At 61.9% G+C, this 23,037-nt stretch carries 19 protein-coding genes and 1 tRNA gene; 4 read left to right on the top strand and 16 right to left on the bottom strand.

Annotated elements, in window-relative coordinates; translation table 11 throughout:
• Positions 1 to 42: 42 nt before the first annotated feature.
• The gene (locus AC0MRV_RS08325) at positions 43 to 1,809 is read right to left on the bottom strand and encodes an outer membrane protein assembly factor BamB family protein (RefSeq protein ID WP_472763995.1); all 1,767 of its coding nucleotides are present in this window, start codon (positions 1,807 to 1,809) and stop codon (positions 43 to 45) included.
• A gap of 106 nt (positions 1,810 to 1,915) precedes the next feature.
• Here AC0MRV_RS08325 and AC0MRV_RS08330 point away from each other — a divergent pair.
• Positions 1,916 to 1,991 (top strand) — tRNA-Ile (locus tag AC0MRV_RS08330).
• A 33-nt stretch (positions 1,992 to 2,024) separates the two neighbouring features.
• Here AC0MRV_RS08330 and AC0MRV_RS08335 read toward each other — a convergent pair.
• Both AC0MRV_RS08335 and AC0MRV_RS08340 read right to left on the bottom strand, forming a co-directional pair.
• Complete coding sequence (locus tag AC0MRV_RS08335; RefSeq protein WP_472763996.1) at positions 2,025 to 2,816, bottom strand: hypothetical protein; 792 nt, start codon at positions 2,814 to 2,816, stop codon at positions 2,025 to 2,027.
• Positions 2,817 to 2,935: 119 nt separating this feature from the next.
• Positions 2,936 to 3,394: a hypothetical protein gene (locus AC0MRV_RS08340; protein WP_472763997.1), complete on the bottom strand. Its 459-nt coding sequence runs from the start codon at positions 3,392 to 3,394 to the stop codon at positions 2,936 to 2,938.
• Positions 3,395 to 3,584: 190 nt separating this feature from the next.
• On the opposite strand from AC0MRV_RS08340, the gene AC0MRV_RS08345 reads away from it, so the two are divergent.
• Positions 3,585 to 4,283 (top strand): pseudouridine synthase, encoded by a 699-nt coding sequence (locus AC0MRV_RS08345; RefSeq protein WP_472763998.1) that lies wholly within the window; start codon positions 3,585 to 3,587, stop codon positions 4,281 to 4,283.
• 129 nt (positions 4,284 to 4,412) lie between these two features.
• Here AC0MRV_RS08345 and AC0MRV_RS08350 read toward each other — a convergent pair whose 3' ends face one another.
• The 12 genes from AC0MRV_RS08350 to AC0MRV_RS08405 all read right to left on the bottom strand — a co-directional run bounded on the left by AC0MRV_RS08350 (position 4,413) and on the right by AC0MRV_RS08405 (position 18,569).
• Positions 4,413 to 5,150, bottom strand: a complete 738-nt coding sequence (locus AC0MRV_RS08350; RefSeq protein WP_472763999.1) for an energy transducer TonB — start codon at positions 5,148 to 5,150, stop codon at positions 4,413 to 4,415.
• A gap of 123 nt (positions 5,151 to 5,273) precedes the next feature.
• On the bottom strand, positions 5,274 to 6,305 hold the full coding sequence (locus AC0MRV_RS08355; RefSeq protein WP_472764000.1) for a hypothetical protein: 1,032 nt from the start codon (positions 6,303 to 6,305) through the stop codon (positions 5,274 to 5,276).
• Between the two features lie 40 nt (positions 6,306 to 6,345).
• Positions 6,346 to 7,080 carry an NYN domain-containing protein gene (locus tag AC0MRV_RS08360; RefSeq protein WP_472764001.1) on the bottom strand — a complete coding sequence of 245 codons (735 nt, stop codon included), beginning with the start codon at positions 7,078 to 7,080 and terminating at the stop codon, positions 6,346 to 6,348.
• Positions 7,081 to 7,094: 14 nt separating this feature from the next.
• On the bottom strand, positions 7,095 to 7,847 hold the full coding sequence (locus AC0MRV_RS08365; protein ID WP_472764002.1) for a hypothetical protein: 753 nt from the start codon (positions 7,845 to 7,847) through the stop codon (positions 7,095 to 7,097).
• Positions 7,848 to 7,906: 59 nt separating this feature from the next.
• Complete coding sequence (locus AC0MRV_RS08370; RefSeq protein ID WP_472764003.1) at positions 7,907 to 8,452, bottom strand: hypothetical protein; 546 nt, start codon at positions 8,450 to 8,452, stop codon at positions 7,907 to 7,909.
• A gap of 32 nt (positions 8,453 to 8,484) precedes the next feature.
• Complete coding sequence (locus tag AC0MRV_RS08375; protein ID WP_472764004.1) at positions 8,485 to 9,039, bottom strand: DUF2726 domain-containing protein; 555 nt, start codon at positions 9,037 to 9,039, stop codon at positions 8,485 to 8,487.
• 328 nt (positions 9,040 to 9,367) lie between these two features.
• Complete coding sequence (locus AC0MRV_RS08380; protein WP_472764005.1) at positions 9,368 to 10,198, bottom strand: hypothetical protein; 831 nt, start codon at positions 10,196 to 10,198, stop codon at positions 9,368 to 9,370.
• A complete protein-coding gene (locus AC0MRV_RS08385) occupies positions 10,195 to 10,803 on the bottom strand; it encodes a hypothetical protein (protein ID WP_472764006.1) in 609 nt (202 codons plus the stop codon). The genes AC0MRV_RS08380 and AC0MRV_RS08385 overlap by 4 nt, the downstream gene beginning before the upstream one ends.
• 187 nt (positions 10,804 to 10,990) lie before the next feature.
• Positions 10,991 to 12,100 carry a hypothetical protein gene (locus tag AC0MRV_RS08390; protein WP_472764007.1) on the bottom strand — a complete coding sequence of 370 codons (1,110 nt, stop codon included), beginning with the start codon at positions 12,098 to 12,100 and terminating at the stop codon, positions 10,991 to 10,993.
• Between the two features lie 153 nt (positions 12,101 to 12,253).
• Complete coding sequence (locus tag AC0MRV_RS08395) at positions 12,254 to 13,972, bottom strand: DUF4268 domain-containing protein (protein ID WP_472764008.1); 1,719 nt, start codon at positions 13,970 to 13,972, stop codon at positions 12,254 to 12,256.
• A gap of 258 nt (positions 13,973 to 14,230) precedes the next feature.
• Positions 14,231 to 17,728, bottom strand: a complete 3,498-nt coding sequence (locus tag AC0MRV_RS08400; protein WP_472764009.1) for a class I SAM-dependent DNA methyltransferase — start codon at positions 17,726 to 17,728, stop codon at positions 14,231 to 14,233.
• 142 nt (positions 17,729 to 17,870) lie between these two features.
• Positions 17,871 to 18,569 (bottom strand): pseudouridine synthase, encoded by a 699-nt coding sequence (locus tag AC0MRV_RS08405; RefSeq protein WP_472764010.1) that lies wholly within the window; start codon positions 18,567 to 18,569, stop codon positions 17,871 to 17,873.
• Between the two features lie 173 nt (positions 18,570 to 18,742).
• On the opposite strand from AC0MRV_RS08405, the gene AC0MRV_RS08410 reads away from it, so the two are divergent.
• Positions 18,743 to 19,936, top strand: coding sequence for an alpha/beta hydrolase (locus AC0MRV_RS08410; RefSeq protein WP_472764011.1), 1,194 nt, complete (start codon positions 18,743 to 18,745; stop codon positions 19,934 to 19,936).
• Between the two features lie 296 nt (positions 19,937 to 20,232).
• The gene (locus AC0MRV_RS08415; protein WP_472764012.1) at positions 20,233 to 21,960 is read left to right on the top strand and encodes a hypothetical protein; all 1,728 of its coding nucleotides are present in this window, start codon (positions 20,233 to 20,235) and stop codon (positions 21,958 to 21,960) included.
• Between the two features lie 49 nt (positions 21,961 to 22,009).
• Here the strand turns inward: AC0MRV_RS08415 and AC0MRV_RS08420 are convergent, their stop codons facing one another.
• Positions 22,010 to 23,008 (bottom strand): DUF4097 family beta strand repeat-containing protein, encoded by a 999-nt coding sequence (locus AC0MRV_RS08420; RefSeq protein ID WP_472764013.1) that lies wholly within the window; start codon positions 23,006 to 23,008, stop codon positions 22,010 to 22,012.
• Between the last annotated feature and the right edge of the window lie 29 nt (positions 23,009 to 23,037).

A 23,037-nucleotide genomic window follows, 5' to 3' on the forward strand; every position in this document is an offset into this window, starting at 1 on the left:
TGGAGGGAATACCCGCTGAATGGGAGGGGAGTTACAGGGAAACTATTCCAACCCGTAGCTGGCGACGTGTTCGAGGAGGGCGAGTTGAGCCTCGGTGAACGGAACGCCGAAACCGGAGGGCAGAAAACTCACCCACCCGGCAGTGGGGTCGGAGGTGAAACGTTTCACCCATGCGCCCGGGCGGCCGACTTCGTCGCGAGCCAGCACGGCGACGTCGTTGGGTGCGGTCGGATCGAGGTAGGCGAAGGTGGTCTTGGTGCGCGCGGGCAGACCCCAGTTGCGGCCGAGTTGCGTGGCGGTGGCGGCGTAGTTGCCGCCGTCCTCGAAGTCGATGACCTCAATTTCGAGCAGGCGCTCGGCGACGGTGGGATCGTAGGCTTTGAACCCGCCGTCGGCGTGGAAGGTGAGCTTGTTGGGGATGCCCCAGGGCCAGACGACTTTGCCGCCGGCTTCCAAGTAGGCGCGGAGCGGACCGGTGGCAGGATCGGTGCCGATGGTCGACTCCGGAATGAGCGGAAAGCCAAACACGAGCGCGCTGCGGGCCTTTTCGGACGTGCGGGTGGTCACCCAGTCGGCGAGCGCATCGGGGGAATCGAGCAAGGCGTAACCGCGGCTGGTCAGGAAGTCGGCGAGTGCGGCATCGATGATGAAGCCGCGCAGGTTGCCCGGGATGTTGGCGGGCAGATACACCGCGCGATGGGCGGGGGACGGCGCGTCGGCCACGGCGAGCAGACGGCCATCGTCGGTGCCGAAGAAAAAGGTGCCGTCGGTGTAGGCCGGTGAGCTGTAGATCTCGCTCCCCACGGCGTAGGCAAAGCGGCGTTCGCCGGTGGCTTTGTCGAAGCCGTGCAGGTGACCGTCCGCGCTGCCCCAGACGACGGTGTCGCCGACGATCGTGGCGGTGGTGTAAGTGTGGCTGCCGACGGTGGTGTCCCATTTGAGTTCGCCGGTGTGAAGATCGAGGGCGCTGAGCTTGTTGTTGGTCGACCACCCGACGAAGACGGTGCCGTCGGCCACCGTGGTGGACATGGCCCAGGTCGAATCGTAGTTGAAGGTCCAGGCCGCCTCGTGCGTGGCGACATCGATGGCGTAGACCTTGGAGTCGCGGGAACCGATGACGAGCAGGCCATCCTGCAGCGACGGCCGAGTGAAGATGTCGCTGCGAATAAAGCCCTGGCTCAGGTCGAAGTTCACGCCGTCGGTGGCAAAGCGCCATCGCTCTTCGCCGGTGGCGGCGTCGACCGCGTAGACATGGTCGTCACCACTGGGTTGATACACCACGCCGTCGACGACGAGCGGCGAGGCACGCAGGCTGTCACCGGTGGTGAAGTGCCAGCGCTCGGCGCCAGTGGCCAGATCGAGCGCGTAGAGCTTGCCGTCACCGGACGGCACCAGCACCTGATCGCCGTCCGCGACCGGCGCGGCGGTGAAGTAGTTCCAGCTCGTGAGCGTGGGCATCGTCGGACCCAGTGCGAACGACCAGCGAATTGAGCCGTCGGTCCGATCCACCGCGAGCGCGTTCGAGCCGCGCCCGGCGACGACGACGATGTCGTCCGTCACGGCAGGCGCGCCTGCGATGGCGCCGCCGGTGGCAACCTTCCAGCGCAGGGCGCCGTCGGCCGCATCGACTGCGTAGAGGAAACCATCGGCGCTGCCGAAGTAGACCGTGTCATCAACGACGACGGCTTCGCCGCGAATGGGACCATCGGTTTGAAAGGCCCACTGGATCCGCAGGTCGGCGCGGGCGGAGCCCGCGAGCGCGGTGAAGAGGATGAGGGCGAGCGAAACGAAGCGGGGGGAAGAACGCACGGACACCTAACCCCGCAGCGGGTCAATTCTCGTCAACTCTCCGGGCGGTGAGGGATTTCCGAACTGGACGCCGCGCCCGAAAGCCCCCCAATTTTCCGAAAGTGCTGGGCCTGTAGCTCAATGGTTAGAGCAGGGGACTCATAATCCCTTGGTTCCGGGTTCGACCCCCGGCGGGCCCACCACTGCGGGAGGAAATCGACGTCCGCGCAGGTGGCTCAGCGCACCCCAAGGATCCAGCCTTCGAGGTCGGCGATCTCGCGTTCGTGCGCGCCGAGTTTCACGTCGAACCATTCGTCGAGTTCGAAGTAGGCGTCGATTTCCTGCATCCACTGCGCGACGAGGTAGGCGTCCTGTTGATCGGGTGTGCGCCCTTCGGCATCGCCGGGATCGCCGTCGTTGAGCAGGCGGGGATAGACCTCGGCGACGACCGACATGCCTTCCGGCGGCACCCAGCCGTCGAAGGGCCAGAAGTGCAGGTGGCCGGTCAGCTCCTTGCCGAGATGGAGCAACCAGGGCAGGCCGCTGTGAGTCGACTTGGCAACGCTGCCCTGCACGTCGAAGTGGAAAACCGATTTCGCGGCGCCGGCGCGCTGTTCGGTCAGACGTCGCCAGCGGGCGTTACCCGCGCGGGCGGCGCCATTGCCGACCAAACCCCGCCGCACGTCCTCTACGCGCACGTCTTCAAGATCGGTCGGCCAGTGATGTCGGAAATCCTCGAGGAACCAGAACCAGTCTTGCGGCAGGCCGTGTTTTTGAAAGTAGGGCAGGGGAAAGGAGAATCCATGGTCGATACCGATAAGGGTGGGTGGTCCTTGCTTGATGGTTTCGATCAACCACGCGGCGAGGCCGCGCCGCGTCCAGTATTTGCGCAGGCCGGGCGGGGGATCGATTTCAACGGGCTCTTCGCCACGCGCGTCGGCGTAGTAGACGCGAATGCCGGGGAGGCTGGAGTCGGGCGTCTTGGCGCCGGAATAATCGATACCGAGGTAGCGTTCGAAGCGTTGCATGGACGAAGCGGAGCGAGCCGTTTGATACGGCTCGCGCGTTGCTTACGCCATTCGGTTCCGCGTGTCGAATGTCGGACCGCGTTTTGGCGGCCCTCTTCAGGGGGCGGGCGACGCCCGGCCTAGGACTTCGTGATTTCGTCGAAGGACGAAACACGGACCTTCACGTTGGGCGTGGTCGTTTCGGTCGCCGTCGGGGCCGCGAAAACCGGAAGTCGGCGAACGGTCTCGGTGGGCGTCTTGGCCGCCGGGTTGGCGGTCGCCACGCTGGGCACTTCGTGGCCGGGAATCGGCTCGGTGATGACGGTCAACAGCCGGGGCTTCGGCGCGGGTTTGTGACCGCGGGGCGTGCCCCAGTAAGCCACAGCGCCACGGTGAAACATCACGAGTCCGCCGGCATCGAAGGTCCATTGTTTGTAGCCGCGGGCCTCGTGCACGATGAGCGGGGTGCCGAGGATGGAGGACACCTCGAACTCGTTCAGTCCCGAGCTCATGTCTTCCCAACGCGAATCGGTGCGTGCGGTGGCAACGCACGTGAGGGCGGAGCAGAGCAGCAGGAGTTGAGCGAGTCGGTTGAACATGACGGGAGTGGTTTACCCAACGTGTCGGCACCGATGCACGTCGCATGAAGTCAGTCGCGGACCTTTGACACGGTGTTTACGCGGGGCTGGGGGGTTCCCGATATGGGGGTAGGGAGGAGGCCCCAGAAATGGGTGGGAAGGTGGGGAAAACAGGTGGACCGCGACCTCCGGACGCGGTGCGATCGGCGCGATGAAACTCGATCGCCTGCTCGCCAAACACGACCTGATGGGTCGCTCGCGGGCGCGGGCCGCCGTCCTGGCGGGACGGGTGCGCGTCGATGGCGTGCCGGCGGACCGTTTCGATGTGGCGGTCGATCGTTTCAGCGAAGTGCGGCTCGATGAGTCGGTGGTGCAGGCGGCGAGTCGGCGCCTGTATCTCATGCTGCACAAACCGATCGGCGTGGTGAGCGCGACTTCGGATGCCGAACACCCGACCGTGCTCGATCTGATCGATGATCCCGACAAGGAATCGCTGCATCTGGTGGGTCGGCTCGATCGTAACACGTCAGGACTCGTGTTGCTCACCAACGACGGGCGTTGGTCCAAGGCGCTGATGCATCCGGATCGCAAGGTGCCCAAGGTTTATCACGTGACGACCCGCGACCTGATCCCGGCGGCGGCGGTGCAGGCGTTCGCGGAGGGGTTCTATTTTCACACCGAGGACCACACGACCCAACCGGCGCAGCTCGAGATTCTGAGCCCGCACACCGCGCGGCTCACGCTGCACGAAGGCCGCTACCACCAGATCAAGCGGATGTTTCACCGTATCCAGAATCAGGTGACGGCGCTGCACCGCGAAAGCGTCGGCGACATCGGGTTGCCTGCCGACCTCGCGCCGGGCGAGTGGCGGCCGATCGAGCCAGTCCTGATCCAATTCCAGCCGATGTAGCCGCGAGCGTGAGCGAGTGGACTGCGCGACGGAGGAACCGGCCTCACCGAGGCCGGCTACAGCAGGCGGCATTGGGCGCTTTAGCCCATGTGGCCGCGAGCGTGAGCGAGTGGCTCGAACCGAAAGCGTTTACTCGAACAGAAACTCCTGCTTCACCTGCACGTAGGTCGGTTGACCGTCACGGGTGGGGCGGGAGAAGCGACTGCGGGTGAGCAATAGTGCGGCGGCGATGGCGACGTCGTCGTTGTCGCGTTCGACGGCGGAGGGGAAGCGGGGTTTGCCCTGCGGATCGATGTAGAACTCGAGCAGACAGCGCCCCTGTGCGGGCAGGGCGCTGTGGGTCGAGCGCACGCGGCGGGTCGGGGCGAGTCCGCGGATCGGTTCGTCGAGTTCGTCCAGCTCGCTTTCGCGATAGACAAACGACGAAGCCGAAGTGGCGTAGATGCGGCGATCGGCGGCATCGGAGGCGGAGTTGCCAAACGGCCGGACGCTCAGGCCCATTTTCCAAGCGCGTTGTTCGGGATCGTAGAAGCGGACGGTGACGGTCGCGCGGCTTCGCACGGGCGTGCCGTCCTGCTGGGCGGGTTGCAGGTCGGCATTGAGCAGCACCTCGGTCGCGGTGGGGATGAGGTCGCGGTGATTGCTGGCCGTGGCCATGACATCGAAGAGCGTGCCGTCCTCGCCCAGATCGATGAAGAAGGTGACGTAAGGGTTGTCGATCAACAGCCCCCGCAACTCCGCCGGCACCGTGGCGCTGAGCGACGTGCCGACGGTGATCGGCGTGTCCTGCGCAGGCGCGGTGCAGGCACAAGCAAGACCCAGAAGGCGCAGCAGCCAACCAACGGCGTGCCGCCATCGTGGGTTCACGGGCATCTGGTGAGGACGAAACAGACGGCGCGAGACGGACCCGTGGGAGTGCATGCCGGGTAAAGTTGCTCGCGGTGCAATTTAATGCAACATAATGCTGGACCGTGGTTCCTTTCAGCGCGTTTAGGCCAGCCTCATCACCAGCCACGAGATGACGGCCACGATCCCGACGCTCAGACCGATCAAGAGCAGCCAGCCCCACCACGGGGTCTTGAGCTGCGGTTCGCGCGCGAGGGCGGCGCGATAGGCCGCAGGATCAAGTCGGTTGGCTTCCGCGAAGTCGGCCAGCAGGGCGACGACTTGCTCGAAGTTTTGCAGTCGATCGAAGATCACCACCTGACCTTGGGTGGTGCGGACGGTGACTGCGCGACCGTGATTGTCGGCACGCGGTTCGAGGTGCAGGATATCAGTCGCGTGCAACACCTGTTCGGTTTGCGTGGGGTTGCGCATGAAGTGGCGGAGGAACGTGAACTGCCGAAACATGATGCGGCCCGACGCAGGGTCGATTTCAATGGACTGGCGACCGCCGCCGGTGCGCATCAGTTCGCTCAGAAACCAGATTCCGCCGATGACGACGACGAAGCCCAACACGGCCAGCGAACTGAACCACGGCCGCTCGGCGTAGAGTTGCAGGAGTAGCAGCACCACGAAGACGACGGGAATGGCGACCACCCAGATCCAGCGCAGGGAACGTCGCAGCGGCGGAGGTGAGGAGGCGATGACGGTTTTTCCGGAGTGGGCGAGTTTGCGGGCGACTTCTCCCGCGCCGGTTGCGGCCGGCCGGTCGGGTCGGGCGAGGCGGTGGTGGATGGCCCGATCAAGCGCCATCGAGGTGACCACGCCGAACATCAGTGCGCCGAACAAGGTCAGGAATCCGGTGCCACGTAGCTCGAGCCAGCGGTTCAGGCTTTGTTGTTGGGCGAGCCAGGTGCGGTGGGCCTCCTCCAGCTCCCGCGTGTCGGGACTGCCGTCACGCAGCCGCTCCAGGGATGGAGCCACCACCTCGCGATGAGTGTCGCGAAGTTGCTCCCGTTTGATCCACGACATGACAAACGAAGTCGCGACCAGAACCAGGCCGAGCGCGACTGCCCCCAGCGTGATCCGCGCGATCAATCGTCGCCACCAAACGAGGTTGTCCAGGTGGGAGTCAGTCATGGGCGCAACGGCGTGAGACGGGTGAAGCCAAGCGGCCGGACTACTTTTTCGCCTTCAGCCGGACCAGGTGCGTCACGCCGCTCTCCTCCTTCTGGCGTTTGGTTTCGAACAGATCGATGGCGGCGAAGAGGTCGCTGAGTTTGGCGTAGCCGTAGTTGCGGGAATCGAAGGAACCCTGGTTGGCGATGTGGGCCCCGACGGCGCCGAGGTGAGCCCACTCGTTTTCGCCCATGGCGGCGCTGACGGCGGTGCGCAGCGTGTTGATGAGTTTGGTGTCTCCCTTGAGCTCCTTGCCGGATTTCTTGGTTTTGATGCTCGGCGTATCCTTGGTCGCGGACTCCTCGTCGAGGTAAAGGAACTTGGAGCAACTGTTCACGAAGGGCGTGGCGGCCTTTTGGCTACCGAAGCCGATGACGGTCTTGCCCTCGGCGCGAAGCCGCAGCACGAGCGGGGTGAAATCGGCGTCGGACGACACGATGCAGAACACGTCGGCGTTCTTGGTGTAGAGGATGTCCATGGCGTCGACCAGCAGGGCCATGTCGGCCGCGTTCTTACCCTTCACCAGGTCGTATTGCTGGACGGGCGTGATGGCGTATTCGTGCAGCAGCTTCTCCCAGCCGGACAACTCGGCCTTCTTCCAATTGCCGTAAGCGCGCCGGATGTTGACGACGCCATGGCTGGCGAGCTCGGCGATGATGAAGTCGATCTTCGCCGCCGGCGCATTGTCGGCATCGATGAAGAGAGCAATATTGGCGGAAGGTTGGGTGAGGGGCATGGGTGTGTGGGTAGTCAGTGGTCGAGTGGCTGCCACTTCGGAGTGAATTCGACCAGTTTCACTTGCCCGTTGGATTCTTCGGTGAGGGCTTCGTAGCCGCGGCGCGTGGTGCGAACTTGTCCAGAGCCGACGTAGTATTCGATTTCGACGTTGCCAAAACTTCGGTAGCGCGGCCAGCCGGCAACGGATTCGGTCCGCAGCGGGGTGACCTCGACGCGGCGAATGCTTAGGTCGTTGGAGCCAAGTCTGTAGTCTTCCAGGAAATATCTCTCGGCTTCCCGCTCGACGAAGACCTGGTGCCGCTGCTGGATGGCCTCACGGCTGGATCTGGTTGGCTGAGATTGCGCACGGGCGGCGGAAGTGGGGACGGGCTGGGTTCGCTGAGGTCTTGGCGCCGGTGCGGCGGGTTTCGTAGTGGTTGCTTTTCGCACCGGAACACTGGCTGTCGACAAAGGCGATGCCGGGGAAAGAGATAACGGGCCACCAGAACGAGCTGCGTTTGCAGGAATGAGACTCGCAGGCTCAGAGGTGCTGGAAACCGGCGAGACCGAGTCGTGAAGGCGGACGTGGTCCGGGTTGGAGAATAGGATCCAACCCGCCACGGAAAGCGCGATGACGAGCACCAGCGCGACGAAGATCAGGGGGGCACGGCTTTGCGGTTCGCCGGCGATATCCACCAAGTCGGGAGACCGCGTTTCAGGTTTGGAGAGGCCCCGCGTGATCTCGCGAGCACGGCGGAGTTCGTCGTCGTTAAATTTGGGTTTCAAGCAGGTGCAAACGTAGTGGCTAGGTGTTTACAGCGGGCTCATCAGAACTGAGCACAGGTTCAGCACGGCTCATTGAGCTTTGGTAGAGAGGTCCATGAAACGCTCAGCTTTTTGCCGCCACGGCCCTTTGAGAGTTTGGCGCGCGGTATTCTTCTGGCGTCGAACATGAAGTGTTCGCTGATCTTAACGACGATCAGGATGTTGAAATGTCCTCGGCGCTTCGCGGTAGCGCGGGGTTTTGTTTTCCAAGGAGTGATCGTTTTGACCTCGTAGAAGTCATTGCCAACTCGTCCGTCGGAGCCCTGCGCATAGGGGCGTTGGCGCGTCATGCCGTAACGGATTTCGGCGTAGAGCTCTCCCATTTCGCCAAAGTTGATTTGCTCTCGGAGCCCACGGCGAAGCAGCTCCTTGGCTTCGTTCACTTTCAGTTCGAGCTCATCCAATTTTTCTTGGGTCGTGCGATGGGGCTCTTGCTCGTAGTCGTCTTCGACTTCACTCGGCTCGATTTGACCCGAATCGACAAGGTAGCGGTCGATGTCCTCCCAGCTAATCCACTCGCCATCGTCCCAAATCGCGTTCGAGGAGTCCAAGGGATCTGACGGCATGTGGTGGGCTTAGATTGATTTGAAATCCCAGTCTAAGCGGAAATCGGCAATTCGGGCGGGGCGCCGGTTGCTGGGGGATTCAGGACCGCTTCGATCTGAGTGAGAATCGCGCGGGGATCGTAGGTGGCCTGTGCTTTGACGCGGAGCAGGGGAAGTCCGGTCGCTTTGAAGGTCTGATCCACAAACTCGTCGCGTTTGACGCGTTTGGCGCGTTGGTGGGACTTATCGTCGAGCTCGATACCGAGGATCGGTTTGCCGTCCGATTTCTGCACGAGCAGGAAATCAACGTGTTTGGACGTGATGCGGTTCACCGCCCGTTGCCGCTCGCTGCGATCGACGCCTGGTTTGACCTCAAAAACGTCAGCCAAGCGAACCTTACTCGAAACCGTCAGCTCACCGAGGTCGATCCTTTCCAGCACACCGAAGAACGAACGTTCGGCAGGGGTGAAAATGGAGGGCCGCAAGGTGTAGAGGTTCGGCGCGCCACCGGAGTCACCCTGCGCTTTCAGCTTCAAGACCACGGCGGCCAATACGGACAGCCCGAGGAGAACCAAAACGACCAGAGCGAGGAGTAAGAGCGGATTCATGGATGAGCCAAAAGCTGTCTAAAGACCATCGCGTGAAACGCATCGAGGCTACCGAATCTTTCAGAAATTGCGCCCGAAAGTTCAGGGATGGTTCGCTGCGGATTTGGCTGAATTCAGGCACCCGCTGCCTTTCGAACCTAGTTCGACTACAAACTACAAAGCCTGACCCATTCTGGTCTCCCGTTCTTGAAGGTCCGGTATTTCATACTCATCGATGATTGCTTGGCGCTAAGTAAGCATGAATTGACAATCCATCCCGTTTGGACGACCTGTGTCTCGGGCCTGCCCTTACTGAAAGTCGTCTCCATGACGTCGCGGCGAAAGTCGCTCAGGTAATCGGCGGGCCTAATTTATTGGCGGCGGTCAACGGGTTACGTTTGTCGTAGTAGTTCTTGGATCCCGGGTATTTGTCGCGGTCGTAGAGGTCGACCACGACGCGAATCTTATTGGCAAGGTAGTTGTAGAACCGAACGTCGCCTTGTTCGAAAACCCGCTGCACGGCCCAGCACAGGTAGTCAGAGACGGTGAGCAGCGGTTCGGTTCGGGGGTTCTGCACGTTAAAAACCACTCGGGTTTTAACGTCAGCGTCACCCCACCTTTTGCTAGCCCGGGCGACGGCCAAATTCAATGCACTGCCGAGCACCTTCTCGCGGGTGCTTGATCCGCGTTCTGCAACGTTCAGAACCAGCTTCTGTTCCTTCTTCAGGCGGCGCTTGATCAAGTGGGAGAGCAGGTCGGCATAAAACTCATCTTCTCTGCCGTGGTGCTGCTTTTCAAAAAGTGCAGGGATCTTCCGTGCGATCACGATCTCTGCTTCGCAGGGCAATTCGCGGAGGTAGCGAAAAAGGACGGCACGCACATCCGGGGTATCTTTGCAGGCGTGGAAAAAGAAGCCGCCGGACGCGATCCGCTTTTGGACGCTGGGGATTGGATACAGCAAAGGATCGGTGCTGACTTGCTGCTCCAAGGCGCGGATTTCTGAGCGAATGTCCGGCAACGGACGATCGATACGAACTATCCCCATGCCAAAGCTGAGTGACACACCGTCTCGACCAATCAACAGCTTCCGCCCCTTGCCGAAAAAGGTCGCATCTCCGGTCTCGTCGAGGAACCGGTGGGCAACCTCCGATCGTGAGTGTAAAACGTCGGTCGCGTTCACCCCTTGGGGCCTCCACGAATTGGGGTTCCTACACCTCCTCCGTAAAACTGCGTTTTAGATCCGGCGGTAACGAACTGGTAGCTCGACCGGTCAATTCCCGAATCAGGAATGCTTTGAACTGCGATTCGGATATCTTGCTCGCCGTAGCCCAGCTTGGTCATGGCGGTGTAAATGACGTCGCGTTTGCTGCGGTTGCTCAGGTTAGTGAGCGCCCAATAGTTGGTATTGGGGATTCGCTCCGGAAACGTGCTCTTACCGCTATTTTCGATGTGATCCGGACTGTCGGATATCTGAACCCGCTTTCCGCGGCGAAGTCCAAGTGCAACGGTTTCAAACTTCTGGAAATCTTCACCAATGAGGAACCCCAGCAAGCTGAGGTATCGCCCTTTGCCATTTTTGTGCTGGAAATCTGCCGACGAAACAAAGGTTTCGATCGCTGAGCGCTCAACTTTTGCGCCAGCTGGGATGGAGCCGGCAGCACCCTCGGCAAGAGTAGCCTGGAGCCTGAGTAGCCGCTGAATCACCGTTTCCGGGGTTTCCCCGAATCCGGATACCTGAGCCTCCAAGGCTGAATAGGTCTGGTCGCTGACTTCGATCGTTTTCATGGCGTTGGCGCTCGTTGGAAGCTGTGTTCCGTCGACTCCATGTCAACAATAATTAAAAGCCCTGATCTAACGCCTTTTGATAATTGCTGATTTTTGCCCTAAATTTCCGTCACAATGTAATCTTATCTATTTACGGGATAATGGGTTCCGCTATTCACCTTGAGTCCTAGCCCCAAGCGATCACCGATCACCCTCTCAGATGGCGGAGGGCCTGTGCCCGAATTTCAGGCGAAACCCCACCAAGCATACGGAATAGCCCGTCGAGCGCGTTGTCGTCCCAGAACTGCTGAATGAGTTTGGTAACGGCCGTGCGAACACTGCCGGGAAGGATTCTCTGAACCATGGCCCCGATTGGAGCGGTCATCCCTCCGCCCACATGCGGCAGGCTCGTGAGACTCAGACTGACATCGAAGCTGAACCTCGCCCACCACTTGCCCTTGAAGAGGCGATCCACGTCGGCCGCCGCTGCTTCGAGCAGCGCAATACTTTTGGCAGAATCCTTGGAGCCCCGCTCAAGTGCTTGCTGAAATTCGCCAATCCACTCGCGAACGTTTCGGTAATCGTCTCTCAATTGAATCGCGGTGGGAATCAAATCCTCCGCTTCATGGCAGGCTGAGATCACTTCCAAGGCAACGGGAGGCAGGCTGAGACTCGTGGCTCGTGTGGTTTGGTTCGCGCTAATGCGGTCAAAGAGTTTTACGCGTTCGCTGCTGACAAAGCGATTGATCACATCGAGCGCCCCCATCCGCGATCCGCCCAATTGCCCCAGACCAATCACGCGACCTCGTGACGGGTGTCCCAAGTAAGGACGCTTTAAATACTGGCTCCGCGCAATCATCCCGGCCGTGCCCCAAAGGAGAGTGGAGAAGATAGGATGCGACTCACCCTTGAACGACTTTCGAAACGCAGTGAAGTCCTTGGCTAGCTGTGGAGAGAAACAGAGCTCCTCCTCCACGCATTCTCGTATGGGTAGCCATTCCTCCCTGACCTCGTTTAGGGGCCTTGCGAAGACGATGCCCTCATCACGCAGCAACTTCAATGGGCTACCATCTTGGTCCCAAGAAGCGGCGAACTTGGCCTCCACGACCAACTCGTCTTGGAGCACAATCGTGTTCAGAATCTGCAACAGGGCTTCCACTTGAATTCCCGCCGAAGAGACGAGCTTTACCTCATACCCGGCTTCGGCCGACGAGGCGCCAAGCTCTGGTCGTTCATCGTCATCCAACCCGGCCAAGATTGTGTAGGCCGCGTCCTGAAGGGCGAAATTATCGATAAATAGGGACGCGGAAGGTTTCAAAGTTTGCTGATCAAGTTACTGGTTCCCCGAGTCAGTATTTGGCTCACGACCTTGAAATCGGGCCAGTCCTATTTGCTTGAGAATGGCGTCGTGGCGGTCTGTGGCGGACCGGATGTCCTTTTCGATCTCGGGCATGGGGCCGCGGCGATGCATTCATTTTTGAGCGGCGAATTCCGGTTTGAAAACGCGATGGAAGGCTAGGGCATGTTTTGCGGCCCATTCGTGCAGCTTCGCGTTATCGACATCTGCGGGAATGCTGCCGTCGGTTGCGACCGCGATCCGACAGGCCCTCTTTTTATCCAGCGACTGCCACTCGACTGGAAATCCGAGTTCCTTCTCAATCGACATTTTACGCGCACTGAGTTGGTCGAAGGTCGCCCGCGTTGATTCCGCGTCTCCGTCGTCCAGATACAGTTCTATACGAAAGCGCTTTTTACGACCGAACACGGCAATGATCGTCGCACGACCACCTTGGTCTAGATAGACGAGGGGGTCCCAATTTGTGCCTTGTGGACCGCCGGCGCGCAGAGTGAACGCACGCGATTTTCTCAAAAGCGCCCGCACTCGGCTAAAGAACGAAATATATTCATTTTGGCGCTCATCTGTTCGCACAAACGTGAGTCGCTTTTCGTTCATGCTGACTGCTTGCGTCTTCCAACTTTGGCTCAACCAAGCGACCGCTTGGGGGCTATCTTCTTGGTTCGCCCACCAAGCTCGATACTCAAAGGCAGAACGAGGTAGTTGCTTCTCAAGGATCTGTTCTATCTCTCCAAAAGTCAGAGTCACAGAAGTCGTGTCAGTTTGGACTCTCCGTAGCGCTTCAGAAAGTTTTGCGTAGGAGCCCGATGGCGCAGTATCTTCGCCCGCGCTTTCGATCTCGGTATCCGAAGGCTTGGAACTTCCGACCTTTACGTATTCCCCTGAAACGAGAGTCGTTGAAATTTTCAACCCCTCTACGTGGGTTGGGAAGTTCGATTTTGCGATCTCGGGCGGGACGGCCATGGACTCCGGCAGATTATTCTCAAGCCAGCGTTTGGTATATCGGATATGGCTTCGTTCAACTGCGCTGATGTCCCCACGAAAGTGGGCGAGTTTGTTTCGGGCATCCCGAACTTGTTCTAGCATCTTTCGAACTTCGGCCGAGTCTTTCGCGCCTTCCAGTTTGGGCGCTTTCGGATGTTTAAGCAGAAGCTGTATGAACTCATCGAACGAAAGTCGGTCAAAGGGCTTCCCAGCTTTGGGTAGCGCGAGTAGATTCTCCGCCGCCATCAACGCAGCTCTCTCCGCCGCGGACTTTGGAGGAACGGGTATGTCCTGCTTTTCAAGGTAGGCCCTTATCGCAGCAGGCAACCTACGCCGAATTTCAGACGCGCGATCCGTGATACTTTCGATTGCTGCGGTCTTTCCTGTATTGTCTTCCGCATAAAGAACTTCAATGGCCTCTTTGACACTCGTTTCAATGTCTTCAATGAGCATGAAGTCCTGCGCGCGATGGCGGAAGAATTCGGTGGTATCGGCCGTGCTAACCAACCCGACAATTTTATCCTCGTCGTCTACAATCAGCACGAAGTCATTGGATTGGATATCTCCGAGAGCCGCCATCGGATCTTCGTCCTCGCGATACACTTTGGCAGGAACGCGCACGTCTGAAACGGTAAGTGCGGTCGCATGCGTGTTCATTGAGACCATCGCTTGAACTATTCCGCTAAAGGTAACCACTTCGCCGAGACAACGACGTTCCCCGTCGACTATTGGTAGCTGGCTGAACTCGTGGTGCCTCATGTGCTCAAGAGCTTTCTCGACGGGGTCCGATGCTTGGACGCAGAGCGGAATCTGTTCGGGCGGTAAAAGGTCTTTGAGCTTGAGTGGCATAGCTAGCTTGAACTTCTTGCTGTCGCTTTGGGGGAGACGCTGCGTTGACGAAATTCAGCAATTGAATGCGGCGGGCGAACAGACGGAGGGAAAGTGCGAGGTTGTATCTGGCATGGCGCCCAGCGGCACTTGTCCAGCGTTTGCTGCTTCGGGCAATTCGCGATATCTGAAATTCGTGACAGCCACATCACTATCCACCCCTTCTGAGGCATCTCGTAAGATTACATTAAGGTTTCGGATGTGCATATTGGTGAAACGTTACATTTGGCCCAAGTCTTTCAGGGTTTCGAGGATTTGGGTGATTTCGGTGAGGCGGGACTTGGTGCGTTTGCCGAAGTGGGCGGCGAGGGCGCTGGCGTCGGGGCCGGTGGTGGGGAGGAGGGCGCGCAGGGCGCTGACCTTGTCGGGGAGTTTGCTCGGCCAGGTCAGTTTGCCCGCCGCGGCCGGGACCACCGGGGTGTCGACGTCGAGTTGGGTTTGGGTGGCGGCCGCGGCGGTCTGGCCGGTCGGGTTTTGATATTCGGGGCGGAGCCAGCGGATCTTGCCCGCCGCTTCCTCGGCGGCGCGTTCGTGGTTGAGGGCGACGAGACGGGTGAGCAGGGCCTGCTCCAGAACTTCGTCGCCGCGGGCGAGGCGGTCGGCGAGCGGGACGGTGGTGGCGAGGTCGCTCCAGCCGTAGGCGGCGAGCACGGCGGCATCGAGTTCGTCGTGCAGTTGTTTCAACACCGCGGCGAGGCCGTCGTCGTGGATCTGGCGCTCCTTGGCGGTGAGCGCTTCCGCCCGTCGCAACTTTTCCACTACGTTGTAGAGGCCGGTGAGCGTGAGGTCGGGATGCGCCGCCTGCTGCCGCTTGCGGTGCGCGTCGAGCTGTTCACCCAAGTCGCGGATCGTCGCCTTCAGCGGATCGTCGTCGGCGAGGTCGGGGAAGGGGAATTTGTTAAAGCTGTCTCCGACAACGTAGGTGGGACGGTCCTCAAGCTTGGCTCCGACGTTGAGCGTCCAAATGTCATGAATAGCAGATGACACTACTCCGCACCCGAATGAGTCCCCCAGTGCGACACAGATTAGCTTACTGTCGGGCAGCGTCGGTGAATCCACGAATTGAAATATGCGATGTTTGGCCGTCTTTACCGAAACGAGGTATCGTGATAGATCGTAAATCGCATTTCGCATATCGGTGTTCTTACGACCGAAGAGCCACCAGTTCACACGTCGGTAGGCCTCTTTGTTTTCGAGCCTCTCGGGTCTTACGTTGTCGTAGACGTGCTGGTAAATCGAAGGCATTTGACCTCTGACTTCCGAATCGGTGAGGCCATGTAGGTCTATAATGAATACGTCGCGATCAGTCTGTGTTATATCGCGCCCGTTCTTGTAAGGTTTGATGTAGCGCTCTGTGGTCACGTCGGACTCGATGAGTTTCTGGCGTTCAGCTCTGCTGAGCACAAATCCCATGCCGTGTGGCTTAATTCCCTCAGACGCGAGTCCCAGATTGGCTTGCAATGAAACTGCCGAGGTGAGGTCCGCGCCGATCTTCAGATTCGCTGCGATCTTCCCGAGATCCACGTCGAGCTCCACGCGATGCTCTCCGTTCTCAACCTCGGTTTCTTCGGTTACGCGATTGAGTTCACCGAGGAATGGTTCGCTCGTGCCGACCGTCATCGCGATGCGGACGGCGGCGCCGTCGGTGCTGTCGACCCAAGGGTGATCCGGGATGGCGTAAGCGAGGGTGAGCGGGGACTTGTTGTCGTTAAGGTGACGCTCGACGACGCGGCGATTGAAAGTCTGGTGGATGCTGTTGGTGGTGATGAAGCCGAAGCGTTTGGTCGCGCCGGCGCGGACCTGTTCGGCGGCTTTTTCCCACCAGAACATCACGAAGTCGGCGGACTCAGGCACGTCGCCTTTCCATGCGCCGCGGAGGGCTTCGGTGTAGCCGTCGCCGAGTAGGTCGCGCATGCGCGAGGCGCCGATGAACGGCGGGTTGCCGACGATGTAGTCGGCTTGGGGCCATTCGGCGCGGCGTGGGTTGGTATAGTCGTAAACGGGTAAACGCGCGGTTTCGTCGGGGACTTCGCGTTGGGTGACGGGGTGCGGTTTGGTGGTGCGGCCGTCCCAGATGGTGACGAAGTTGCCGTCGGCGTCCTTGCGCGGGACTTCGGCGTCGTAGGCGAGCACGGCGTCCTGCGCGATGATGGTCTGTTCCTTGGGCAGGAGTGGGCGGTCGCCGGTGTCGGAGCGGCCGGTCGTCTTTTTGTGCCACTGGAAGTAGCCGATCCACAGCACGAGCTGGGCGATGGCGACGGCGCGTTCGTTGATCTCGAGCCCGTGGAACTGCTGCGGGCGCACCTTGAACTGCTCCATCTCGAAGGTGAGTTCGGTGTCGCCGAGGTTTTCGAGGAGTTCGAGCACTTCGCCTTCGAGGCGTTTCATGTGCTCGAGGGTGACGTAGAGGAAGTTGCCGGAGCCGCAGGCGGGATCGAGCACGCGCAGGGAGCAGAGCTCGTGATGGAAGGCTTTGACCTCGGCGATGGCAGCGGCGGTTTTCTTCGCGGCCTGGTGTTGGGCGGCGGCGGTGCGCACGGCGTCCCAGCGGGCGCGGAGCGGATCGATGATGGTGGGTTTGACGAGGCGTTCGACGTAGCTGCGCGGGGTGTAGTGGGCGCCGAGTTTGTGGCGGTCGCGGGGCGAGAGGGCGCGCTCGAGCAGGGTGCCGAAGATGGCGGGTTCGACGTCGGACCAGTCGGGTTTGGCGGCGCCGAGCAGGATGGCGATCTGCGCGGCGCTCAGCGGGAGCGGCGTGGCGTTTTCGAAGAGGCCGCCGTTGAAGTGGGCGATGCGCTGCATGAGCAGCGTCGAGTAGTCCGTGCCGGTGGCCATCTCCCGCCAGAGCTGGGTGACGAAGGCCATAAAACCCTGCGGGTGCTCGCGGGACTTTTGGAGGATGCCGAGGAAGGCGTTGTCGGGCAGCAGGCCGGTGTCCTCGGCGAAGAGGGTGAAGAGGCAGCGCTGAAGGAAGGTGGCGATGGGTTGCGGCTCATGGCCGTCGGCTTCGAGGGAGGCGGCGAGGCGGGCGAGGTGTTCGGCGACCTCGCGGGTGACGCGGGCAGCGTGTTTGGCGGGATCGAGCGAGGCGGGGTCGGTCCAGACGGCGCGCAGGCGGGCACGGATCTTGGCGTCGCGCAGATCTTCGAGGTAGATGCGGTGCGAGGTGGGATCGGGGAACCGCACGTAGGTGCCGCCGGTGCAAGTGAACTCGCTGTAGAGCTCGATGACGTAACCGACGTCGCAGACGATGAGGAAGGGCGGGCGGCCCTCGTCGGCCGGCAGGTCGCGGATGTAACCGCGGGCCTGGTTGTAGGCGCGTTCGAGGGCGAGGTCCCATTGTTTGGTGCCGCGCACGCCGTGGCCGGTTTTGTAGGGGGCGGGGTCTTCGCCGAGCAGGCCGAGTTGGCCGGGGTTGGCCTTTTGTTTGGCGTGGGCGCCCTGCTTGGTCTCGAGGATGAAGGCGCCGCGTTGGTAGAGGTCGGCGTAGACGGTGACCGCGGAGCCGTCGTGTTTGGTGCGGGTGATGGAGCGGTCGAAGACGTAGCGGTTGAAGGCGTTGTCGGCGCCGGAGGGATCGGGATGGGGGACGCCGAGCAGGTCGCAGAGTTCGGTGAGGAACATCTGGTAGTTGGCGCGTTCGGCCGCCTCGGCTTGGGCCCAGCGGGTGATGAAGGCTTCGACGGATTCGGGCGTGGAGTCGGGGGACTCGGGCATGCGGGAGAGGAAAGAAATTCGAGGCGAGGCCAGCGCCGAAGTGGTTCGGGATGAGAGCTATGGCAGGTGCGACGGTGACGGTAAAGCCCCGGGAGGCGGGAGAATCGTGAAAGACTAGGAATGAAGGTGGGACGCTGACGCGTCAGGCGAAGGTGGTGAGGGGGAGTTCGCGGTAGGTGCCGGGGGGGAGGTCGCCGAGGGTGAGGGGGCCGAAGGTGGTGCGGTGAAGGGTTTCGACGTGGATGCCCTGGGTGGCGAACATGCGGCGGACCTGGTGGTATTTGCCTTCGATGAGGGTGAGCTCGGCGAGGCGGGGCTCGAGGATGCGGAGCTCGGCCGGGGCGCAGGGGGCTTTTTCGCCTTCGAGTTGGAGGGTGCCGGTGGCGAAGAGGGCGATGAGCGCGGGGTCGAGGTCGGTGTCGACCGTGGCGCGGTAGATTTTGGGGACCTTGTGTTTGGGGCTGGTGAGCTGGTGCACGAGCGCCGTCTGGTCGGTGAGCAGGAGGAGTCCGCTGGTGTCCTTGTCGAGGCGGCCGATGCTGGTGACGACGGGGTTGCGGGCGCGCCAACGCTCGGGGAGGAGCGAGTAGATGAGCGGGCCTTCGCGTTCGTCGTGCGAGCAGGTGAGTCCGGTGGGTTTGTGCAGGAGGAGCAGCAGGCCGTCGGGGTGGTCGGGCGGTTCGCCGTCGATGAGGATGGTCTGGCGCGCGGGGTCGATCTTGTGGCCGGGGTCTTTGGCGGGCGTGCTGTCGATCGTGATGCGGCCGGCCTTCACCCAGGTGCGGGCGTCGCGGCGGGAGCAGTAACCGAGGTTGGCGAGCAGTTGGTCGAGACGGCGCATGGTTGAAATTTCGATTTTCGGTTCTCGATTTTGGATTTCGGGCGGCGGATGGCGTATTTGCGAGACCGGAGGACGTCGGAAGGAAGCAGGGGATTTGTGCTGGTGGTCGGGAATTGGGGTTTGGGTTTTAGGGTTTCCGGCAACTTCCGATGCCGGCATGTGTTTTAGGGTTCATGCGTTGGCTATTTCTGAGTCTGAGTTTGGGGCTGCTGGCGTGGTCGTCGCTGGTGGTGGTGAAGGCTTGGAACACCTTCCTGTGGAAGCTGGCGCTGATCGCGGGGGAGTTTGGACACTTCCTGGGGCTGGTCGCATTGGTGCTGGCCTGCACGATCGTGGCGCATGGGGCGGTGTTGGGGGTGAGCGAGGCGGCGTCGCCGCGGCGCGAGTGGCTGCTGATGGGCGGGGGTTTTGCGGCGAGCTTGTTGGCCACGGGGTTGTTCTTCGCCCCGGCGGTGCTGGCCACGATGGTGGGGCAGCCGTTGCCGCGGCAGCTGGAGAAGGCCTTCGGTGGCAAGGTGACGTCGTTTGGCGTCACGTCGTTGGGCGACATGTTGCTGCCATGGCCGGGCGTGGAGCGGGTGGGGGTGAGCACGCGAGTGTTCGCGCACGAGGGCACGGCGCAGGAGCTGGCGCTGGATTTTTACGCGCCGTCGGGCAGTGCGGCGGGGCGGGTGCCGTGCGTGGTGATGGTCCACGGTGGCGGTTGGGATAGTGGCGACCGCACGCAGTTGGCGGACTTCAATCACTGGCTGGCAGGACAAGGCTACGCGGTGGCGGCGATCTCGTATCGGCTGGCGCCGGCGTTTCCGTGGCCGGCCCAGCGCGAGGATACGCGGGCGGCGATCCGTTGGCTGAAGCGACATGCGGCCGAGCTGGGGATTGATCCGACCCGGCTGGTGTTGATGGGCCGCTCGGCGGGCGCGCAAATCGCGGCGGCGGTCGGCTACGGCGCGTCCGATCCGGATGTGCGCGGGGTGATCGGCCTGTATGGCGTCTACGACATGAACTTCGTGTGGTCGCTCGCGCGGGAGGACGACGTGCTCAACTCGGTGAAGTTGATGAACCAATACCTGGGCGGGGAACCGACGCTGGCCAACCAGGAGGCCTACGACTCTGCCAGCGCGCAGGGCATGGTGGCCAAGGGGCAGACGCCGCCGACGCTGCTCATGCACGGGACGATCGACACCCTGTGTTGGGTGAAGCACAGCGAACGGCTGGCCGAGCGGCTGCGGGAGGCGGAGGTGCCGCATGCCTTCGTGGAGCTGCCGTGGGGCGTGCACGCCTTCGACTACAACCTGCATGGGCCGGGCGGGCAGCTCACCCGCTACGCCGTGGCGGAGTTCCTGCAGATGGTTACTGGGCGCTAGGTGGCTGGTGGCTGGTGGCTGGTGGCTGGTGGCTGGTGGCTGGTGGCTGGTGGCTGGTGGCTGGTGGCTGGTGGCTGGTGGCTGGTGGCTGGTGGCTGGTGGCTGGTGGCTGGTGGCTGGTGGCTGGTGGAATGTTTTTATAATAAGAATGTTATGAAAGTTTGTCACTTGCTAAGTGACAAGTGGCGCGAGGGGGTGATTGCGGGGCAATGGAGGGTGGGGGTGAGATTAGTCTGGGCTTGGGGCGTGTGATCTGGGAGGGGTGGGGCGCTTAAACGCATTTTAACCAAGCATTCATGGCTATCTGGGAATACAAAGTGATCAGCAGCGGGAAGGGTGGGTTCGCATCCCCGCAGTTGCTGGAAAATTTTCTGAATCAACTGGGCAAGGACGAGTGGGAGATCATCGACTTCCGCCCCGCACCCGAAAATCCGCTGGCCTTCACCGGGCTGGCCAAGCGCGGCACGCAACGCGATTGGACGCTGGAGGCCGCCCAGGCCGCCCAGACCAAGGCCGAGGAGGAGAAGAACCGGGCCGAACTCGCCGCCGTCCGCGCCGCCAAGGAGGCCGCCGAGCGCGATGCCGAGAAGGCCCGCGAGGCCGCCGCGGCCGCGATTGCGGGCGAGGGCGACGATGCCCCGCAACGCGACGAGAGTCTGCGCACGCTGCGCGACACCGAACGCGACGACGACCCCGAGGCGCTGGCCGAGGAGGCCGAGGCCGCCGCGCTGGGCGACGATTGGGACGAGCTCGCGCTCGATGACGATCTGCCGACGCTGTTCGACGCCATCAAACCCCACCTGCGCCGCAACCAGAAGGGCATCGGCGAGGCCGCTGCGATCGACTACCTGGCACGCCGCTGGGAGCAGGAGACCGACGACGTGCTGGGCGCCCTCAAGGAGTGCGGCCTGACCTTGCCGGAGAGTGAAGATGCGATGCCGGACACCTTCGAATTTGAGGGCGATCTCTATTGGCTGAACATCAACAACCGTGGCCAGGTGTTCATCAACGTGCGCGAGAAGCCGCGTCCCCGATTCAAACCGACGCCGATGCGCAAACTCGATCCGGATGATCCGGCCAACGAGGAGCTGCGCGCCGAGCATGAGGCCGAGCAGGAAAAGAAGCGCGCCGCCCAAGCCGAGCGCGAGGCTCGCGAAGCCGAACGCGCTGCGCGCAAGGCGGCTGCCGAGGCCGAGGCCAACAAACCGCCGGAGCCGCTGCCCGAGGGCGAAGCCATCCTCGAGGTGGTGAAGCCGAAGATGCGTCGCAACCGTCGCGGTCCAGGCTACTCAGGTTCTGTTTCGTTCCTCGCCAAGGCGCTGAAGCACAGCGAAGAGGACATTTTGGCGGCCTTTGCCGCGATCGGGCTCAAGCTCGCGGAGGGCGACGACGAGAAGCCCGCCTTTGTCGAAATCGACGGCCAGTTGTATTGGCTGAAGAAGGACGGTCGCGGCGGTGTGTGGATCAACGCGCGCGACAAGGATAAGGTGCGCAAGAAGGACCAGAACGCCGAGGCGAAGTCGGATGACGCCGATCAGGAAGCGAGCGACGATAACGATGCGGGTTCCGCCGACGATTCCGCCGACGATGCCAACGACACGTCTTCCGACGATGCCGGCGACGGTGATGACGACGCTCAAATCGAAGTGACCTTCGAACCTGGCGCGAAGGCGCTGCCGGCGCTGCGGTTGCTGCTCAAGCCGAAGTCCCGCGGCACGGGCGCCTCGGCGGAGATCAACACCCTTTCCCGCAAGCTCAACAAACCGGCGGTCGAGATCCTGGAGTCCTTGGTGAAGGCCGGCCTGAACGTGCCGGAGGATGCCAAGGAGAAGCCGAAGTTTGCCGAGCTGGGCGACGAGATCCTCTGGCTCAACCGCAATGAAAAGGACGATTCGCTGTGGCTGAACGCCAAGGCGAAGCCGAAGCGTTCGCGTTCGCGGTCGTCGAAGAAGACGACGACCAAGAAGGCTGCGGCCGCGGACAAAAAAGAAGCCGCCGAGGGCGAAGCCCCGGCGGCGGAATAAGGCGCGGTCAAATCAACCGGGGTCAGCGACCCCGGCTACAGTGGAAGCATCACTCGGCTTTGCGAACGATGATGTCGCCGTTCATGGTGGCGATCTGCAGGTCGCCGTTGGCTTCGCCGGCGTCGTTGAGGGTGCCGCTGATGACCTTGCCACCGGACAGTGAGGGGATGCTCGGCGGGCGCGGGGCGCGGGGAGCGACGGGCACGTCCACATCGACGTTGACGCGATGCTCGCCGTCGCGGTCGGCGCGCATATTTTTCACGGCCACGCGCACGTCCTCAGCCACCTCGCGGGCGACTTCGGCGGCTTCGCGGGCGAGCTCACGGGCGGTCTCGGCGAACTCCTCCTTCATGCCGGGAGCGAAGGCCGGGCCGGAGGTGGTTTTGGTGACGAGCACGCTTTCGTCGAAGTCGGTGAGGATGCTGCCGTTCTGGGAGCGGAAGCGCACGTTGGCGGAGGCGTCGGCGGGAACGGTCACGTCGACCTCGCCGTTCATGGTGGTGATCGAGACCGGGTTGGCGGCGTTGAGTTGGGTGAAGCTGGCTTCGATCTCGCCGTTCATGGACTCGACGATCGCGCCGCCGCCGAGGTTGCTGAGGGAGATCTCACCGTTGAGGTTCTGCACGGTGACGTTGCCGTCGATGTCACTGACCATGATTTCGCCGCCGTAGTTGGTGCGCAGCTCGAGGCTGGTGTTGCGCGGCACGGTGACGAGGAAATCGGCGGGTTCGCCCCAGTCGGCGAGGCCGTATTGGAGGACCATGTGGTTGTCGCTTTCCTCGACCGCGAAGGACGTGCTCGAACTGATGACGCGGAGGCCATCGGAGCGGCGTTTGTCCTTTTGCTTGGACTCGGCGTCGGTGCGGACGGTGACGGCGTCGACGTCGGCGCCCTGGACCCGAATCTCGCCGTGGGCGATGTGCACGGTGAGATGGCCGGGTTGGCTGGGATCGGAGAAGGCGAAGGTGTTTTCATCGGCGCGCAGGGCCGGGCCGGCGGCGAGGCCGAGCGCGACGGTGGCGAGCAGCGGAAGGCGGTTGTATTTCATGAATGGATACGTTTTTGAATTTTGAAGAG

The sequence above is a fragment of the Actomonas spartinae genome (assembly GCF_051209155.1).
Taxonomy (GTDB): Bacteria; Verrucomicrobiota; Verrucomicrobiia; order Opitutales; family Opitutaceae; genus Actomonas.

Excerpts from the sequence above, each read along its gene's own strand:
- AC0MRV_RS08405 (WP_472764010.1), bottom strand. The coding sequence starts at position 18,569 with ATGCGCCGTCTCGACCAACTGCTCGCCAACCTCGGTTACTGCTCCCGC.
- AC0MRV_RS08375 (WP_472764004.1), bottom strand. The coding sequence starts at position 9,039 with ATGAATCCGCTCTTACTCCTCGCTCTGGTCGTTTTGGTTCTCCTCGGG.
- AC0MRV_RS08345 (WP_472763998.1), top strand. The coding sequence starts at position 3,585 with ATGAAACTCGATCGCCTGCTCGCCAAACACGACCTGATGGGTCGCTCG.
- AC0MRV_RS08335 (WP_472763996.1), bottom strand. The coding sequence starts at position 2,816 with ATGCAACGCTTCGAACGCTACCTCGGTATCGATTATTCCGGCGCCAAG.
- AC0MRV_RS08410 (WP_472764011.1), top strand. The coding sequence starts at position 18,743 with ATGCGTTGGCTATTTCTGAGTCTGAGTTTGGGGCTGCTGGCGTGGTCG.
- AC0MRV_RS08385 (WP_472764006.1), bottom strand. The coding sequence starts at position 10,803 with ATGAAAACGATCGAAGTCAGCGACCAGACCTATTCAGCCTTGGAGGCT.
- AC0MRV_RS08395 (WP_472764008.1), bottom strand. The coding sequence starts at position 13,972 with ATGCCACTCAAGCTCAAAGACCTTTTACCGCCCGAACAGATTCCGCTC.
- AC0MRV_RS08360 (WP_472764001.1), bottom strand. The coding sequence starts at position 7,080 with ATGCCCCTCACCCAACCTTCCGCCAATATTGCTCTCTTCATCGATGCC.
- AC0MRV_RS08370 (WP_472764003.1), bottom strand. The coding sequence starts at position 8,452 with ATGCCGTCAGATCCCTTGGACTCCTCGAACGCGATTTGGGACGATGGC.
- AC0MRV_RS08340 (WP_472763997.1), bottom strand. The coding sequence starts at position 3,394 with ATGTTCAACCGACTCGCTCAACTCCTGCTGCTCTGCTCCGCCCTCACG.
- AC0MRV_RS08415 (WP_472764012.1), top strand. The coding sequence starts at position 20,233 with ATGGCTATCTGGGAATACAAAGTGATCAGCAGCGGGAAGGGTGGGTTC.
- AC0MRV_RS08355 (WP_472764000.1), bottom strand. The coding sequence starts at position 6,305 with ATGACTGACTCCCACCTGGACAACCTCGTTTGGTGGCGACGATTGATC.
- AC0MRV_RS08400 (WP_472764009.1), bottom strand. The coding sequence starts at position 17,728 with ATGCCCGAGTCCCCCGACTCCACGCCCGAATCCGTCGAAGCCTTCATC.
- AC0MRV_RS08420 (WP_472764013.1), bottom strand. The coding sequence starts at position 23,008 with ATGAAATACAACCGCCTTCCGCTGCTCGCCACCGTCGCGCTCGGCCTC.